Source organism: Bacillus amyloliquefaciens DSM 7 = ATCC 23350 (assembly GCF_000196735.1).
Classification (GTDB): Bacteria; Bacillota; Bacilli; order Bacillales; family Bacillaceae; genus Bacillus; species Bacillus amyloliquefaciens.
This window is the reverse complement of record NC_014551.1, coordinates 3,486,834-3,502,601: the sequence shown is the minus strand read 5'-3', so window position 1 is coordinate 3,502,601 and position 15,768 is coordinate 3,486,834. Positions and strand designations below refer to the sequence as shown.

The 15,768-nt window shown below is 46.2% G+C and carries 14 protein-coding genes and 1 pseudogene; 6 read left to right on the top strand and 9 right to left on the bottom strand.

The window, feature by feature from the left end; translation table 11 throughout:
* Nucleotides 1-13: 13 nt before the first annotated feature.
* The 6 genes and pseudogenes from rbsD to BAMF_RS37980 all read right to left on the bottom strand — a co-directional run bounded on the left by rbsD (nucleotide 14) and on the right by BAMF_RS37980 (nucleotide 6,035).
* Entirely contained in the window at nucleotides 14-409 is a 396-nt protein-coding gene (gene rbsD / locus BAMF_RS38010; protein ID WP_013353832.1) for a D-ribose pyranase, read from the bottom strand.
* Nucleotides 406-1,287, bottom strand: a complete 882-nt coding sequence (gene rbsK, locus BAMF_RS38005) for a ribokinase (RefSeq protein ID WP_013353831.1) — start codon at nucleotides 1,285-1,287, stop codon at nucleotides 406-408. The genes rbsD and rbsK overlap by 4 nt, the downstream gene beginning before the upstream one ends.
* Nucleotides 1,280-2,269, bottom strand: coding sequence for a LacI family DNA-binding transcriptional regulator (locus BAMF_RS38000; protein ID WP_041481678.1), 990 nt, complete (start codon nucleotides 2,267-2,269; stop codon nucleotides 1,280-1,282). The genes rbsK and BAMF_RS38000 overlap by 8 nt, the downstream gene beginning before the upstream one ends.
* A gap of 93 nt (nucleotides 2,270-2,362) precedes the next feature.
* Nucleotides 2,363-3,495 (bottom strand): annotated as a pseudogene (locus tag BAMF_RS41020) (Ger(x)C family spore germination protein).
* Nucleotides 3,485-4,576 carry a GerAB/ArcD/ProY family transporter gene (locus BAMF_RS37985; protein ID WP_013353827.1) on the bottom strand — a complete coding sequence of 364 codons (1,092 nt, stop codon included), beginning with the start codon at nucleotides 4,574-4,576 and terminating at the stop codon, nucleotides 3,485-3,487. The pseudogene BAMF_RS41020 and the gene BAMF_RS37985 overlap by 11 nt, the downstream one beginning before the upstream one ends.
* Nucleotides 4,566-6,035 carry a spore germination protein gene (locus BAMF_RS37980; protein ID WP_013353826.1) on the bottom strand — a complete coding sequence of 490 codons (1,470 nt, stop codon included), beginning with the start codon at nucleotides 6,033-6,035 and terminating at the stop codon, nucleotides 4,566-4,568. Before BAMF_RS37980 ends, BAMF_RS37985 begins: the two co-directional genes overlap by 11 nt.
* A gap of 740 nt (nucleotides 6,036-6,775) precedes the next feature.
* Here BAMF_RS37980 and pgsB point away from each other — a divergent pair.
* The 5 genes from pgsB to BAMF_RS37960 all read left to right on the top strand — a co-directional run bounded on the left by pgsB (nucleotide 6,776) and on the right by BAMF_RS37960 (nucleotide 11,141).
* Nucleotides 6,776-7,957, top strand: a complete 1,182-nt coding sequence (gene pgsB / locus BAMF_RS37975; RefSeq protein ID WP_013353824.1) for a poly-gamma-glutamate synthase PgsB — start codon at nucleotides 6,776-6,778, stop codon at nucleotides 7,955-7,957.
* A gap of 14 nt (nucleotides 7,958-7,971) precedes the next feature.
* Nucleotides 7,972-8,421, top strand: coding sequence for a poly-gamma-glutamate biosynthesis protein PgsC (gene pgsC / locus BAMF_RS37970; RefSeq protein ID WP_003151340.1), 450 nt, complete (start codon nucleotides 7,972-7,974; stop codon nucleotides 8,419-8,421).
* Nucleotides 8,422-8,439: 18 nt separating this feature from the next.
* Nucleotides 8,440-9,588 carry a CapA family protein gene (locus tag BAMF_RS37965; protein WP_013353823.1) on the top strand — a complete coding sequence of 383 codons (1,149 nt, stop codon included), beginning with the start codon at nucleotides 8,440-8,442 and terminating at the stop codon, nucleotides 9,586-9,588.
* A 7-nt stretch (nucleotides 9,589-9,595) separates the two neighbouring features.
* Complete coding sequence (gene edmS / locus BAMF_RS41370; RefSeq protein ID WP_013353822.1) at nucleotides 9,596-9,757, top strand: extrachromosomal elements maintenance protein EdmS; 162 nt, start codon at nucleotides 9,596-9,598, stop codon at nucleotides 9,755-9,757.
* A 148-nt stretch (nucleotides 9,758-9,905) separates the two neighbouring features.
* Complete coding sequence (locus tag BAMF_RS37960) at nucleotides 9,906-11,141, top strand: C40 family peptidase (protein ID WP_013353821.1); 1,236 nt, start codon at nucleotides 9,906-9,908, stop codon at nucleotides 11,139-11,141.
* A gap of 39 nt (nucleotides 11,142-11,180) precedes the next feature.
* Here BAMF_RS37960 and BAMF_RS37955 read toward each other — a convergent pair whose 3' ends face one another.
* From BAMF_RS37955 to BAMF_RS37945, 3 genes are all read right to left on the bottom strand, one after another.
* Nucleotides 11,181-11,906, bottom strand: a complete 726-nt coding sequence (locus BAMF_RS37955) for a sunset domain-containing protein (protein WP_014472313.1) — start codon at nucleotides 11,904-11,906, stop codon at nucleotides 11,181-11,183.
* Nucleotides 11,907-11,975: 69 nt separating this feature from the next.
* A complete protein-coding gene (locus tag BAMF_RS37950; protein ID WP_013353819.1) occupies nucleotides 11,976-12,833 on the bottom strand; it encodes a Cof-type HAD-IIB family hydrolase in 858 nt (285 codons plus the stop codon).
* 158 nt (nucleotides 12,834-12,991) lie between these two features.
* Complete coding sequence (locus BAMF_RS37945) at nucleotides 12,992-13,978, bottom strand: LCP family protein (protein ID WP_013353818.1); 987 nt, start codon at nucleotides 13,976-13,978, stop codon at nucleotides 12,992-12,994.
* Nucleotides 13,979-14,281: 303 nt separating this feature from the next.
* On the opposite strand from BAMF_RS37945, the gene BAMF_RS37940 reads away from it, so the two are divergent.
* Nucleotides 14,282-15,664, top strand: a complete 1,383-nt coding sequence (locus BAMF_RS37940) for a sugar porter family MFS transporter (RefSeq protein WP_013353817.1) — start codon at nucleotides 14,282-14,284, stop codon at nucleotides 15,662-15,664.
* The last annotated feature ends 104 nt before the right edge of the window (nucleotides 15,665-15,768 follow it).

Genomic DNA, 15,768 nt, shown 5'->3' with positions numbered 1-15,768 from the left:
GGATCCCTTCTTTCTAAAAAATCACACCCGCCTGCAGGATGCAGTTGGCGTATGGCGTCATTTCACCCGTTCGGATGACGGCTTTTGCTTTCCGTGTGAGCCGTTTGAATTCTTCATGGGACATGTATTCGATCGTCTGCTCTGAGAAATGGCTTTCTATAAATCTTGCATTCTCAGGATTTGCGTCTTTGATTTCAGAGGCGGCAATCACCTTTTCGACTGCCATTTCTCCGGCGACCAGTTTGGTAACGTCCCGAAAGGCGGGAACGCCCGCCGTTAAGGACAAATCAATTTTAGGGACACCATCAGGGACGGGGAGACCCGCATCGGCGATCGCGATGAGGTCTGTATGCCCGAGATCGGCTAATACTTTGGCAATGTGGCTGTTTAACATTCCGTGTTTTTTCATGACAGCAGCTCCTCGACTTCTTTTCTGGCAGGCATGCCGCCTTGGGCGCCGAAGTGCTGCACGGACAGGGAGGCGGCGCGGTTGGCAAACAGAAGCGCTTGTTCGATGTCCTGTCCTTCCGCGAGTGCGACGGCAAATGCCGCATTAAAGGTATCGCCGGCTCCCGTCGTGTCGACCGCTTCAACAGGGAAGGCGGGAACGAGCCGTTCCGCGGTGCCGTCTGAGTACCGCACGCCTTGTTTTCCTTCGGTAATAAACAATTTGCCGGGATAGCCGGCGAGCGCTTCTTCTTTCGTCCGGTCAGGAAATAAAATGGATGCTTCATGTTCGTTCGGCGTAAGATAAGCGGCATTCTCAATGGTTGATTGTTTCAGCGGGCGGGCCGGCGCCGGATTCAGGATAACCGGAATTTGATGCGCGCGGCAGTAGCTGCACACTTCTTCAACGGTTTCTTCAGGGATCTCCTGCTGGATCAGCACAATGTCAATGCCGGGAAGTTTCGCGAGCGCTCTTTTGGCATAAGCAGGGGAGATGTCATCGTTTGCGCCTTTTACGACGACGATGCTGTTATCTCCTTCTGCGAGCACAATATGAGCCGTTCCGCTTTTTTTGTGTGTAATCGTTTCCATATAGTCCGTATTGACACCGTTTGCCTGCAGATTTTCAATAATCGCTTTTCCGTAACTGTCACTGCCTGCTTTTCCTACCATATATACGTTTGCGCCCAGGCGGGAAGCTGCTACGGCCTGATTGGCGCCTTTTCCTCCGGGCACGGTTTGAAAGTCTGCGCCCAGTACGGTTTCTCCCGCTTTCGGGCGTCGTTCAGATGTGACAACAAGATCCATAGAACAGCTGCCGATAACACAAATTTCACTCATGGTGATCATCCTTTCTCGTCGTTTGTCTTTTTATGTATGTCACGGGCATTTGTATGGCCGTCTCTTTCGGCGGTTCTTTCTTTATCAATTGCAGCAGCAGGTTTGCCGCTCGTTTTCCCATCTCATATGCAGGCTGGCGAATGGTTGAAAGGGGCGGGAATAAAAGCCCGCTCTGCGGAATATCGTCATATCCGATAATCTGAATCTCCTCCGGAACTTTTTTACCGAGCCGCAGCGCCTCATGGAGTACGGCGGCCGCCGCAATATCGTTGCTGGCGATGACGCCGTCGGTTTCCGGGTATGCGGCAAACAATTCTTCTGCTAAAATGGCCGCATCCTTGATGGAAAATGAAGCGGCGGAGATGACATTGAACTGCGCGCCGGCTTTTTGCAGCACATCAAGTGCGCCGTTAAAACGTTCCTGAGCGGTTTGAAGGTGGCCGGGGCCTTTGACAAGCGTGATGCTTGTGCTTTGGCCGCGGAGCATTTCTTCAGCCGCTCGTTTTCCGCCTGCCCGTCCGTCACTGAATACGGACGGGGCGCCTTCTTTTGTCCGGTCCAGAAATACGACCGGGTAAAGGCTGCCGCTGTATTCGGTAAGGTCGGGATAATTGGTGGCTGCCAAAATACCGGCAACTTGATTTTGTTTAAATGTTTGCAGGTAGTCGAGTTCTTTTTCCAATTCTTCATCGCTGTTGCCGATGATCAGCCGGTATCCTTCCCGCTGCAATTCGTCTTCAGCGCCGCGGGCAAGCTGCGGGAAAAAGGGATTTGTAATATCCGGAAGCAAAAGCCCGACCAGTCTGGATTCTCTTTTATTAAGAGAACGGGCAACTTCATTCGGATAATAATTCAGCTTCTCCATGGCCAGCATGACCTTTGTTCTTGTATCTTCATGCACGTAGCCATTGTCATTGAGGACACGCGAGACCGTGGCAACAGAGACGCCGGCAGCGCCTGCGACATCTTTAATCGTTGCCAACAAACACTCCTCCTTCATTTATGTAACCGTTTACATAGAAAGAGTACCACGAATAATTTCGATTGGCAACAAAAAAAGAGGCCGGGGCCTCCTTTAATTCACGATACCGATTTGTGAGATATTGACTTTGATATCAGGAACAATCTCAATGGAAGGGTAGATCTCACGCCAATTGAGATGTTTGCCCCGCTCATAATAATGGGTTTGGTATCTCCGGCCGATGCCGAAAATATCCGAGTTATGCTCTTGAATATGCCTGATCACCGATCTGGCCTGTTCATTCAGATTAGCTGAAGCCTGTTTGTTAATTTGGCTGATAGCCGTATAAGAACTCAGTTTGTCCTTCGGATACTCCAAGACACGTGCATTCAGGTTTAAACGAATTTTCACTTTCAAATGCTGAGGATCTGTATCTAAAAATACAATCTTTCTCGAGGTATCCGTGATGCCGAGAGAAATGTAATTTTCAATATCCATTTTGTATTTGTCCCACAGCTTCAGATTAATATTGGCCGATTTATTAAATTGCCCGCTTAAAAGAGTCAGAAGGGTCGAATCCTGACCGAGCACCTCAGTCACTTTCCGCTGACCGCTGAACAGGGCTGAACCCTCTACCTTTATGGTCTGTCCGTTAATCGATAAATAAGGAAGGGCGAAATCCTCATTAGCTGTCAGCATGCTTGAACGGATGGATTGCAAATTTTCCATGCTGATATTTGATTCCGTATAAGCGCTTGTTAATAAATTCGTTAAATACTTGCTGACGATCAATTTCTGCCGGACGATCAGCTTCAGCACTTCAATCGCCTCGCCGTCCTTTACAACCGCCGGATGAGCGAGAAGCGGACTTTTCGGATCCCTGTAAAATACATCGAGATATGGAAAAAGCGGTTTTCAGCCATTTTCTCACCGATTAGTAAGACTCTTTGCTTGGACGTGTCAATGCGCTGATCGACAAGCTTATCCAATTGGAACCGCGCTTCACGGATGGTGTGCCCTGAAGCGCTGAGCACCGTCGTAATGAAGGAGCCGCCTGTTTCCTGTTCCGCCTGGGAAGATTGAACCTTCCGATAGGTGATGCCGATTTTATTTTTACCGTCTTGATCCACGTCGAGGCTTGCGGTCAGCACGAGAGAAATATCTTTAAATAAATTTTGGTCCCAGCAGCCCGTAAGCGTAAGGCTTGCACACATGAGACTGATAAGAAGCGCTTTTTTAATGCGCATGGCGGACACCCTTTTTGCGTACAAGGACAATCAATGTCATAAACGCCGGAAACAAATACACAAAGACAATATCGGAAAGACGGAAAACCTGATCCAGCTGCTGTATCGTTTTATCCGTGCTTATGGCCCAAATAGATGGAAGAAAGACGAGCAGGGCCAGCAGATAAACAAACCGGCTGTGGTCTTTTTTGTTGAACAGCTTGGCCATTCCGGTGCTTGCCAAATAAAACACGTTGGCCAATGTTGAAAAGACTGTCACGAACCAAAACGTCAAAAAGAGCAGATCCGTCCGTTCGATAATTCTGAATGAAACGGTTTTTAACAAATACAGCACAGGCTCCGGGATAATCTTTATTTCTTCGGGGCTGATTGTGACAAAGCAAGTAAGGGTGATGTACAGATAGTAAAGGACAATACAGACGTTTGAAATCGTCATTATTTTGTAGCGCTGGCTGACGGTGCAGTTGATAAGGGGCCCGATTACAAGCGCTGCCTGAAAGCCGGTAATGCTGACCAGTGTCTGCTGCACCCCGGTCAGCATGTCTTTGGCGGTTCCGTGAAAAATCGGCATAATGTTTGTCACATCAGCTTTTCCCAGCGTGTATAAAAGCGGCAGAGAGATCAGCAGTAAAAATGGCGTTAAGATAAAGCTGAACCTGGCGATAGCATTCAGCGGGGCTTGGGCGATATAGACAGAACCGAGTATCAGCATTAAGCAGATGACCCAATTCGGAGTCAGAGGGAGCACCCAGATATCCAAGATCCGTGTAAATACAGAAAGAATGAGCGTGCAGAGAAACGTAAAATATAAAATATACAGCACTTGCAGCCCTTTGCCGGCGAATGTTCCGAACACCTCCTCCAGCATTTCGTACAGATTCATCTTCGGAAACCGGTGAAATAATATCATATACAGACTGAATGTAAGCTGGACAAGCAGCCCGGTGAGCAGAATGGAAATCCACCCGCTGCTTCCCGATTTCATCATCAGCAAGTGGGGCAGCGCCAAAATGCCGATGCTGATCTGCGTCTGATTAATGAAAAATACTGCTTGAAGCCGGCTGATTTTTTTAGTCTTCATTTTTTCTCCACCCCCGAACATGTTTAATCTGCTTTGAGTCTTGCGGCCTCAAATAAAACGGCCTTCTTTTAATGAACCAAGCCGGAAGCCGGATAAACGCATCCTTTAAGTCACTGAAATGAAACGGCGTCAGAGATGATAGATAAGGAACCCCGAGAGATTCAAGCTTGCACAGGTTCATCAGGATAAGCCCGAAGCCGAGCCCGATACCGATAAAACCGAACGATGATGCCAGAAACATAAGCGGAAATCTGAGCGTTCGAATGGACGTGCTCATTTCATATGAAGGAAGCACAAAAGAGGAAACAGCCGTAACGGCTACGACGATAATCATCATATTCGAAATGAGTCCCGCCTGAACGACTGCGTCACCGATCACGAGACCGCCGACAATGCCGATCGTCTGACTGATCGGTTTCGGGAGCCTGATACCGGCTTCGCGGATCAGTTCGATCGTAATCTCCATAATCATGGCTTCTATCAGCGGAGGGAAGGGAATATCTACAATCGAATTTTTCATGGTGATAATCAGATCGTTGGGAATGACTTCAAAATGGAACGCAATCAGCGCGATATAAAAAGCGGGCAGCGTAATCGCGATCATAAAGGCGAAAAATCTCAGCACCCTCAAAAAACTGGCGGAAATCCACCTTGTGCTGTAGTCATCCGGCGATTGAAAAAATGAAAAGAACGTGATCGGCGCAATTAAGGCTGACGGGCTCCCATCCATCATGATGAGGACACAGCCTTCCATCACGCTTGCTTTTGCTTTATCCGGCCGTTCCGTATGAACGATCTGCGGGAATATGGAAAACGAATTATCTTCTATCGACTCCTCGATAATTCCGGGCGCAAGCACACTGTCGATACGCAGGTACGACAGGCGCCGCTTCACTTCCTCCACAATCTCCGGATTGGCGATATTCTCAACAAAAATGACTGCAACCTTTGATTTGGCCCGTTCCCCGATATCCATATAGTGAACGGAGAGGTGGCGGTCCTGTATGTGAAACCGCAGCTGATGAATGTTCGTTTCCAAACTTTCCACAAACCCGTCATGGGCCCCGCGGACGATGCTTTCAGATTCTGGTTCCATAATGGAACGCAGCGGGTTCTGCCCGACAGAGAACAGCTTCGCCTTACTTGACGCATCGCTGAGAAAAACAACCTGGCCGGCCAAAATCCCGTCGATAATTTTTCTGATCTCATCCGTTTCCGCACTGCTGACAGCATCCATCGCTTCCTCAAGTGAGCCGTTCTGCAAGCTGTCGCTTAACAGAAACTCATTAAGCTTCTGTTCTTCTATCATTTGTTCAATATAAAAAAAAGCGGTTTGACGATCCTGCAGTTTGATCCTTCGTATTTTAAAATCTCCGCAAACACACATCAGTTCCTGCATTTTTCGTACAGCCGATTCAAAATCACCGGGAAGCCGTTTGTTTTGTATATCCGCAGACATCAGACCGCCTCCTTTCCGCGTTATCTGTAGTTTTCAGCGGCTATTCCTTTTTTATGCATTTTATAAAATAGAGGAATTTATTGATGATGCTTGATGTTTTACCAAGAACTTCACAAATATGGATGAACATTTCTTGAACGAATATAAAGATTTATTAAAATTATTTCAAAAGAGTGATAAATGTCCTGTATACGGAACAAAAGCAAATAGACTTTCCGCATATAAATTGTGTATTTCCTGTAAACACTCCGGACCCGTCTGTTTCTGTCATGTGCAAGTCATTCCGATAGTTATTTTGGAATAGGACTGACAGCAGGATATGGGGGAAAATGAATGACTTTATGACCTTATCCTTAACAAAAAAGGCAGTCTGCATCCAGCGGACGGAGAGTCCCGAATCGTATGCGCAGTGCGGAAAATGTTGATATAACGGGCTATGAAAAGATGGATTATGATTGCATCTTTTTCTTCCGGAACGCAAATAGTCCATTTAGTCCAAACGAATATCCGTAGGAAAATGTAAACGCATTCATTTTTCTTTAAAAAAATTAAAGTAAGTTCGAAGTCCTGCCTATTCCCAAAAAAAGCAATTCGATAATAGGAAGAATAGCGCCGCTAATAGAGAAGTTTGGCTTAGTGCAGGCGAGGAGATTATGTTACATAATGCCGATTGAGAATTCATAGTGAAGCTATATACTGATGAATGAATTTATCAATACAGAAGGAGATGTCAAAAATCAATGTGGTTACTCATTATAGCCTGTGCTGCCGTACTAATCATCGGAATCATTGAAAAAAGGCGGCATCAGAAGAATATCGATGCTCTGCCAGTACGCGTCAATATTAATGGTATCCGCGGCAAGTCAACCGTAACGAGGCTGACGACCGGAATACTGATGGAGGCGGGCTACAAAACAGTCGGAAAAACGACGGGAACAGATGCAAGGATGATCTATTGGGATACACCTGAGGAGAAACCGATCAAACGGAAACCGCAGGGCCCGAATATCGGCGAGCAAAAAGAGGTAATGAAGGAAACCGTAGAGCGGGGCGCCAATGCCATTGTCAGTGAATGTATGGCGGTAAACCCGGATTATCAGATTATCTTTCAGGAAGAACTGCTTCAAGCCAACATCGGCGTCATCGTGAATGTGCTTGAAGACCATATGGACGTTATGGGGCCGACGCTTGATGAAATTGCTGAAGCATTTACCGCGACGATTCCATATAACGGCCATCTTGTGATTGCAGACAGTGAATACACAGATTTCTTTAAAGAAAAAGCCGCAGAGCGGAATACCGAAGTTATTATTGCGGATAACTCTAAAATTACTGATGAATACCTGCGGAAATTCGAATATATGGTCTTTCCTGATAACGCTTCCCTTGCGCTCGGTGTTGCCCAAGCTCTTGGTATAGATGAAGAAACAGCGTTTAAAGGAATGCTGAATGCGCCGCCTGATCCTGGCGCCATGAGAATTCTCCCGCTGCTCAGCACGAAGGAGCCCGGTCATTTCGTAAACGGCTTTGCCGCAAATGATGCATCTTCTACTTTAAATATATGGAAACGTGTAAAGGAAATCGGCTACCCGACAGATGAACCGATTGTTATCATGAACTGCCGTGCCGACCGCGTGGACAGAACGATTCAGTTTGCCAACGACGTGCTTCCGTACATTAAAACGAAGGAACTCATTCTCATCGGCGAGACAACAGAACCGATCGTCAGAGCTTATGAAGAAGGCAAGATTCCTGCTGATACACTGCACGATCTGGAATATAAATCAACAGACGAAATCATGGACGTGCTGAAAACAAGAATGCAAAACCGTGTCATATATGGCGTCGGCAATATCCACGGTTCAGCGGAACCATTAATTGAAAAAATCCAAGAGTATAAGGTGAAACAGCTCGTTAGCTAGGAGGAAAAGGATAAATGTTCGGATCAGATTTATATATCTCACTTATTTTAGGCGTGTTAATCAGTTTAATTTTTGCGGAAAAAACAGGTATCGTACCTGCCGGTTTAGTCGTACCGGGTTATTTAGGACTCGTTTTTAACCAGCCGGTCTTTATTTTACTCGTGCTGTTAGTGAGTCTTCTTACATACGTCATCGTCAAATACGGTTTATCCAGATTTATGATTTTGTACGGACGCAGAAAATTCGCAGCAATGCTGATTACGGGAATCTGCTTAAAAATCGCACTTGATTTTCTTTACCCGATCGTACCGTTTGAGATATCAGAATTCCGCGGAATCGGTATCATTGTACCGGGTCTGATCGCCAACACCATTCAGAAACAGGGATTAACGATTACATTTGCCAGCACGCTGTTCTTAAGCGGCGCAACTTTTGCCATTATGTTTGCTTACTACTTAATCTAATGTAAGGTGTGTCAAACGATGAAAAAACAATTAACCTTTCAAGAAAAACTGCTGAAGCTGACCAAACAGCAGAAAAAGAAGACTAATCTTCACGTTTTTATCGCACTGCCGATCGTCTTTTGCCTGATGTTCGTCTGCATCCTGACAGGGAAGGCGGAGACGCCGAGTGTGAAAAGAAATGCCGATGACCTTGTGTCAGCCTCATTCGTCGGAGATATTATGATGGGCCGGAATGTGGAGAAAGTGACAAAGCATAACGGAACGGAAAGCGTCTTCCGCTACGCAAAGCCATTCTTCGAAGCATCCGATTATGTGTCGGGGAACTTTGAAAACCCGGTAACATATAAAAAGAACTACAAAGAAGCAGAAAAAAATATCCACCTTCAGTCAAACAAAGATGCCGTAAAAGTATTGAAGGACATGAATTTCACCGTTTTGACGGCAGCCAACAACCATGCGATGGATTACGGCCCTCAAGGAATGCGGGATACGGTTGAAGAATTTTCAAAGCAGAACCTTGAACTTGTCGGTGCAGGCCTGACGCTTAAAGAAGCCGAGGAGAACATTTCATATCAAGATGTAAACGGAGTCAAAATCGCAACGTTAGGATTCACAGATGTTTCCGGAAAAGGCTTTGCAGCTAAACGGAATGCGCCGGGTGTGCTTCCGGCCGATCCTGAGCTGTTTATTCCAATGATCTCTAAAGCCAAAAAGAATGCAGACCTCGTCATTGTTCAAACACACTGGGGACAGGAATACGATAATGATCCGAATGACAGACAGCGCCAATTGGCAAGAGCAATGTCAGATGCCGGAGCGGATATTATCGTCGGACACCATCCGCACGTGCTTGAACCGATCGAAATGTACCACGGCACCGTTATTTTCTACAGCCTGGGCAACTTCGTATTTGACCAGGGATGGACAAGAACGAGAGACACGGCGCTTGTTCAATATCACCTTCAGAAAAACGGCACGGGACGCTTTGAAGTCACACCGATGAACATTCACGAAGCAACGCCTGCGCCGGTTAAAAAAGGCAGCATTAACCATAAAACAATCATACGTGAACTGACGAAAGAATCGAATTTCAAGTGGAGCGTCAAGGACGGAAAGTTAACGTTTGATGTGGATCACAGCGATATTTTAAAAAAGAAAGCGGAGTGAAAAACAAATGAAAATCATTAAAGCAGGATGGCCGTTTGCCGCAATCATTATGGTATTTATGTTTATGTCAGCTTTTAAATTCAATGATCAGCTCACAGATCAGGAAAAACAAAAAATTGACACAGAAATGCAAAAAATTCAGCAGGAGGACACAGCGGGCGCAAAATAAGCGCATGCTTCCGCTTGCCGGCATATTTTTTGTACCGAATCCAGTAAAGAATGCCCGTATCGGGCATTCTTTTTTTATGCTCTCCTAAACATTTACTTAAAGTTACCGATGTAAGAACTAGTAAAAATAAGGAGAGTGAACAGAAAACATGCTCACAAGCTGGAGGAAGTACATCCTTGCCGGCCTTATGATTTGTCTTGTGGCACCTGCAGTAACGAGAACGGAAATTGCTGAAGCGGATTCTCAAGTTTCTGCCCTGATGGTTTCAGACGCGCAAAAACTTGTCGGAAATAAATATGTTTACGGAGGCGACGAGCCTAAGGACGGTTTTGATCCGTCCGGATTGATACAGTATCTTTTCAGCAGGCAGAACATCCATCTGCCGAGAACGGTCAGTGATCAATGGAAAGTCGGAGCTGCCGTCAAAGAAAATGAGCTTTTACCGGGGGATATTGTTTTTTTCAAAAAGTCGGATTCATTACAAACCGCGCCCGTCCAAGACGGCCTTTATATCGGAAATGGAGAGATGATACACAGTTCTCCGTCAGAAGGCGTAACCGTCACAAGCTTTCAAAAAAGCAATTATTGGATGAATTTATATCTTGGCGCAAAGCGGATTACAAAAGATCCGGAGCTGGCTGATAATCCGATCGTTCAGGAGGCCGCCCGTTATCTCGACATTCCGTATGTATTCGGCGGAAGCACACCTGAAGAGGGATTCGACTGTTCAGGGCTTGTCCAATATGTTTTTGAAAACAAGCTTCACATTTACCTGCCGAGATCTGCGGAACAGCAGTGGCTGGTCGGTGAGAAAATAAAACTGAGCAGCATAAAGCCCGGGGACGTGATTTATTTCAGTGATACGTATAAAAAAGGAATTTCCCATGCGGGCATTTATGCGGGAGAGGGAAGATTCATCCAAGCGAGCCGCTCTGCAAAAGTCACCATTTCCTACTTGTCGGAAGATTATTGGAAAAAACATTATACAGGGGTGCGCCGATTCAGCAATCTGGCCATTTCCAAAGATAATCCCGTTGTGTCAACAGCAGCTGATTATATCGGAATTTCTTATCTGAAAGGCGGCGCTTCACCGGAAACCGGCTTTGATACGGCGGGATTTGTTCAATACGTCTATCAAAAAGCGAAAGGAATCAGCCTGCCGCGTTACGCGGAGAAGCAGATGCAGGCGGGCGCTCCGGTCAGTAAACAGGATTTGAAGCCGGGCGATCTGGTCTTTTTTAAAGCGGAAAGCCTGAACCCGGCCATTTATATCGGGAACGGACAAGTTATTCATGTCACTCTGTCCGCAGGCGTGACCATAACAAATATGAATACGAGCGCTTATTGGAAGGACAAGTATGCGGGCAGCATCCGGATTCCGTAAAAAAAGACGTCAGAGAGTATCTCTGACGTCTTTTTCTATTTACCGTTTCGGCGCTCTGAATCCCGCCGCTTCCGCTTCCTCTACAGAACAGAACATTTCTACTGGATCTGTCGTCCGATCGTAGTATGTACTTCCCGGCGTGTGATAAATGCCGTTTCGGCTGCCTTTAATGTTGCATCCCTGTGAGGTGTCGGCTGCCTTCGTTTCTGCATGCCCGCCGGAGGAAGAGGCTGTGTTTTGCGCCGATTCAGCGTTTCCGGCTGTTTTTGTTTCTTCCTTTTGCCGCTTTAATGTTTTATTTTCTGACTGAAGCGTTTCAGCGGCCTTTTCGAGTTTCTTTTGTGAATCTTTTAATTTCTCATTGTCTTGTTTGAGTGATTTGTTTGTTTTTTTCAGCTCATTTATTTCTTTGCTGAGTTTGCTGAGTTTTTCTTCATTGCCTGCTTCGGCCTCGGATTTTTCCTTTTCGGCCGCGGCGCTGATGCTTTCATATTTTTTCTCAAGCGCCTGATGTTCCTTCGTCAATTTTTGATTAGCCGTATCAAGGGTGCTGTATTTCTCCTCCGCTTTCACGGCCGCTGTGTCCGGCTCTGCCGAGGAGCCTCCGATTAAGAACAGGATAAACCCGCCGATGAGAAGGGGCCAAAACAGCTTTTTTGAAAAACGTTTTTCTTTTTTTACTGCTTTGCATATGAGATGGAATATTCCGTATCCAAGTGCGAAGAGAAAAGCTGAAAATCCAATAATAGCGATTGCATTCGACATCATGAAACTCCTTTTTGGAAACATGAAAAGCCAGGTCGTGGAAGACCTGGCTTTTGCCGGACAGATTTTTTATTGTTCATTGTCGAGAAGCCGGTTGATGAAATAGGCAACACCGTTTTCATCATTGCTTTTTGTAATATATGTGCTTTTTTCTTTCAGTTCATCAATCGCATTGCCCATGGCGATGCGGTTTCCGGCCGCTTCAAACATGGAGAAGTCATTCGGGCTGTCGCCGATGGCGTAAATATCCTGTTTTTCTATTCCGTACAGTGAAGCAAGCTCCCTCAGAGCCCGTCCCTTTCCGGAACCGGCAGGGAGGATTTCGATAATGTGTTTTCCGGAAGAAGTCTGGGATAATTTCGGGTGATGTGTAATTTCTTCTTTGGCGTTTTTCAGTTTTTCCATATCAAAAGAGAAACAAAGGAGCTTGTAAATATGTTCGTCTCCGTCAAAAATCGCCTGTATATCCTGCACGGGTTTAATGCCGAATTGTTTGAACTGCGTCTTTGCGCCCTCCCACAATGTCTGAATATCTTCCTCAGGATTGGCGCTTTTCAGAATGTCCAGTTCCGCCTGCAGTTTGGACTCGCCGTCAAACGGAGACAAGAGATGATCATCCGTATAAACCTCAAAGTAAATATCGTTTCCCGTTAAATAAGCGGCGATATCCTTACCGGCCTGCTGATCCATTAAGAACCGGCTGATGAGGCGGTATCCTTTGTCGTGAACTGTCCCGCCGTTTGCCGCAATGATCGGAATATCCAAATCTTTTAAGAGCGCCTTAACGTCAAAAGTGGCTCTGCCCGTACAGATGGCCACAAGAATGCCCGATTCATCCGCTCTTTGTAAAGCCGCTCTGTTTTCCGGAGAAATCACACTTTCCGAGTTCAGTAATGTGCCGTCTAAGTCAATGGCTATCAATTTCATATGTATGGATGCCCTCCTTAAAAATAAAGCTGCTTCATGTAGTATGTTCAGCTTTTTGTGAAATCAGCACAGAAAGCCGTCAGTTAAAAGGCTATACCTTCATGTCCTTTTTTTCAACAGAAAAACGGCGGGGTTTGCTGAAACCCCGCCGTGACATCTTACTCGTCTAAATCTTTTTTTAATGTCGCTTTCACTTCTTGAAGCTTCTCCTCATTCAGCTTGAAGTAATAAATATTTTTGCCGTACTGAGGAGTGTAAATATAGCTGTCTGAACCTGTCAGCTGCAAAGAATCCACTTTTTTCAGCGATGTGATAAACGGAAACAGGCCGATGGCATCATTAAGAGATAAGTTCATTTTTAAGTTTTTCCCTAAGCTGTCGACGATATCGTCATAAGAAGGGATCGAGCTTAACGATTTAGATTTGTTAATAATGGCGCTCAGCACTTCCATCTGTCTTTGTCCCCGCATCAGATCGGTGTCCGCTTTGCGTGTTCTTACATAAGCCAATGCCTGCTCGCCGTCAAGCGTCTGAACGCCCGGCTTCAGCACGACTTTTCCTTTTGTATCGACTTTAATACGATCGGCAATTTTCTGGCTTTTCACATTTACCGTAACGCCGTTCAATTCATTGACGACATCCCGGAATGCGTTAAAGTTGCTCTCAACCACATAATCTACCGGAATATCAAGCATGTTTTCTACTGTTTTATAAGTTAAATTATAACCGCCGTAAGCATGTGCGTGCGCGAATTTGTCATAGCCGTGTCCCGGGATATTGACATAGGAATCCCGCGGGATGCTGAGCATTGTCGCTGTTTTCTTTTTCCGGTTGAAGGTGACGAGCACGTTGGCGTCACTTCTTGCGTCATCTACTGATTCGCCCTTATTGTCACGGGCGTCTATTCCTAAAAGCAATACGGTGAAAGAATCCTTCTTCGGATCAAACTCTTTGATCCGTTTCACGGACTGGTCGCCGCGGTCAAGGCTGACGTGCGCTTCTTTGGTCGCACTATTCAGTTTCACAAATGCGTAGGTGCCGACGGAACCGGCGATCACCAATAAGAAAGCGGCAAAAACCAGTACAAATTTCACCCATTTTCTGAGGCGTCTTTTCTTTTTTCTGCGTTGAGATCGTTCTTCCATATCATTACCTCTCGTTTCTATTCTTTGTGAAGCGTACCATAATTGTTGACTTGGAACAACTCTGCAAATGAGAAAATTCCAAATCTTTCTCTCTATTTCGACAACATCTACTGTTATTTTTGCATCAGGTTCACATTATATTGGACGGCAGGAACCGGGAAATGTTTCGTCGCTTTGTAAAAAATAATCAGTAAAATAATGGATGTTAACAATGCGAAGGTTTGAAACAGTCGGAAACAGGCAAAAGAAGCAGTAGAACAATTCCGCGCGGATACAGCGCAGGATGAGGGGAGTCAATCTAACATGAAAAGCATACACTCGAATAAATGGCTCTATTTTTTCGGCGCCCTCGGCGGCGCTTTATACGGATATGATACCGGAGTCATTTCCGGGGCTATTTTATTTATGAAAAAAGAACTGGGGCTGAACGCCTTCACAGAAGGCCTTGTCGTCAGTTCGTTATTGGCGGGGGCGATTCTCGGCTCGGGATTCGCCGGCAAGCTGACTGACCGGTTCGGCAGGCGGAAAGCCATCATGGGGGCGGCGCTGCTGTTTTGTATAGGCGGATTAGGAGTCGCATTTGCACCGAATACACAGGTAATGGTTCTTTTCCGGATCATTCTCGGACTGGCTGTCGGAACATCTACAACGATCGTTCCGCTTTACTTATCGGAGCTGGCTCCGAAGCATAAACGGGGCGCGCTTTCTTCGCTGAATCAGCTGATGATTACGGTCGGAATCCTCGTTTCGTATATCGTGAATTATATATTTGCCGATTCAGGCGCTTGGCGCTGGATGCTTGGTCTTGCGGTTGTGCCGTCAGTCATTCTGCTGATCGGAATCTTATTCATGCCAGAAAGCCCGCGCTGGCTGTTTACGATCGGTAAAGAAGATAAAGCAAGAGAAATTCTTTCGTCATTGCGGGGAACGAAGAATATTGATGACGAGATTGATCAGATGAAAGAGGCGGAAAAGGAAAACGAAGGCGGTTTGAAAGAATTATTTGAGCCGTGGGTGAGACCCGCGCTGATTGCCGGCCTCGGACTTGCCTTTTTGCAGCAATTCATCGGGACAAATACAATTATCTATTATGCTCCGAAAACATTTACCAGTGTCGGGTTCGGCAATTCTGCGTCTATATTGGGAACGGTCGGAATCGGTGCCGTCAATGTTATTATGACGCTTATGGCTATCAAAGTTATTGATAAAATCGGGCGGAAGCCGCTGTTGCTGGCCGGAAATGCGGGCATGGTCATCAGTCTGCTCGTATTGGCCGCGGTCAATCTTTTCTTTGAAGATTCAGCAGCCGCATCATGGACAACGGTTATTTGTTTAGGCCTGTTTATCATCGTGTTTGCGGTCAGCTGGGGACCTGTCGTGTGGGTTATGCTTCCGGAATTATTCCCGCTGCATGTCCGCGGTATCGGGACGGGTGTCTCGACTTTGGTGCTGCATGCCGGAACATTGCTTGTCTCATTAACCTTTCCGATGTTAATGGAGGCCGTCGGAATCAGCTATTTATTTCTCATATATGCCGTGATCGGGATACTGGCATTCCTGTTCGTCCGGTTTAAAGTGACCGAGACAAAGGGGAAAAGCCTCGAAGAAATCGAACAGGATCTGCGAAGCCGTAACGGCGGCTCGGAATCAGAGTCAGAGTCAAAACAGCAGACAGTTCATCCTTAATAGTCCGGTATAAGAGGGGGCGGTGATACACCGGCCCCTTAAAACTGATGCGTGCCGCCCGGCCACATAAATGACAGGAATATGTCATACGTTAGTATAAAGTC

What these genes read in the sequence shown, in the direction of transcription:
- rbsK (WP_013353831.1), bottom strand. Translation starts at nt 1,287, where the DNA reads ATGAGTGAAATTTGTGTTATCGGCAGCTGTTCTATGGATCTTGTTGTC.
- BAMF_RS37965 (WP_013353823.1), top strand. Translation starts at nt 8,440, where the DNA reads ATGAAAAAACAATTAACCTTTCAAGAAAAACTGCTGAAGCTGACCAAA.
- BAMF_RS37985 (WP_013353827.1), bottom strand. Translation starts at nt 4,576, where the DNA reads ATGAAGACTAAAAAAATCAGCCGGCTTCAAGCAGTATTTTTCATTAAT.
- BAMF_RS37955 (WP_014472313.1), bottom strand. Translation starts at nt 11,906, where the DNA reads ATGTCGAATGCAATCGCTATTATTGGATTTTCAGCTTTTCTCTTCGCA.
- BAMF_RS37940 (WP_013353817.1), top strand. Translation starts at nt 14,282, where the DNA reads ATGAAAAGCATACACTCGAATAAATGGCTCTATTTTTTCGGCGCCCTC.
- BAMF_RS37945 (WP_013353818.1), bottom strand. Translation starts at nt 13,978, where the DNA reads ATGGAAGAACGATCTCAACGCAGAAAAAAGAAAAGACGCCTCAGAAAA.
- BAMF_RS37950 (WP_013353819.1), bottom strand. Translation starts at nt 12,833, where the DNA reads ATGAAATTGATAGCCATTGACTTAGACGGCACATTACTGAACTCGGAA.
- rbsD (WP_013353832.1), bottom strand. Translation starts at nt 409, where the DNA reads ATGAAAAAACACGGAATGTTAAACAGCCACATTGCCAAAGTATTAGCC.
- pgsB (WP_013353824.1), top strand. Translation starts at nt 6,776, where the DNA reads ATGTGGTTACTCATTATAGCCTGTGCTGCCGTACTAATCATCGGAATC.
- BAMF_RS37980 (WP_013353826.1), bottom strand. Translation starts at nt 6,035, where the DNA reads ATGTCTGCGGATATACAAAACAAACGGCTTCCCGGTGATTTTGAATCG.
- edmS (WP_013353822.1), top strand. Translation starts at nt 9,596, where the DNA reads ATGAAAATCATTAAAGCAGGATGGCCGTTTGCCGCAATCATTATGGTA.
- pgsC (WP_003151340.1), top strand. Translation starts at nt 7,972, where the DNA reads ATGTTCGGATCAGATTTATATATCTCACTTATTTTAGGCGTGTTAATC.
- BAMF_RS37960 (WP_013353821.1), top strand. Translation starts at nt 9,906, where the DNA reads ATGCTCACAAGCTGGAGGAAGTACATCCTTGCCGGCCTTATGATTTGT.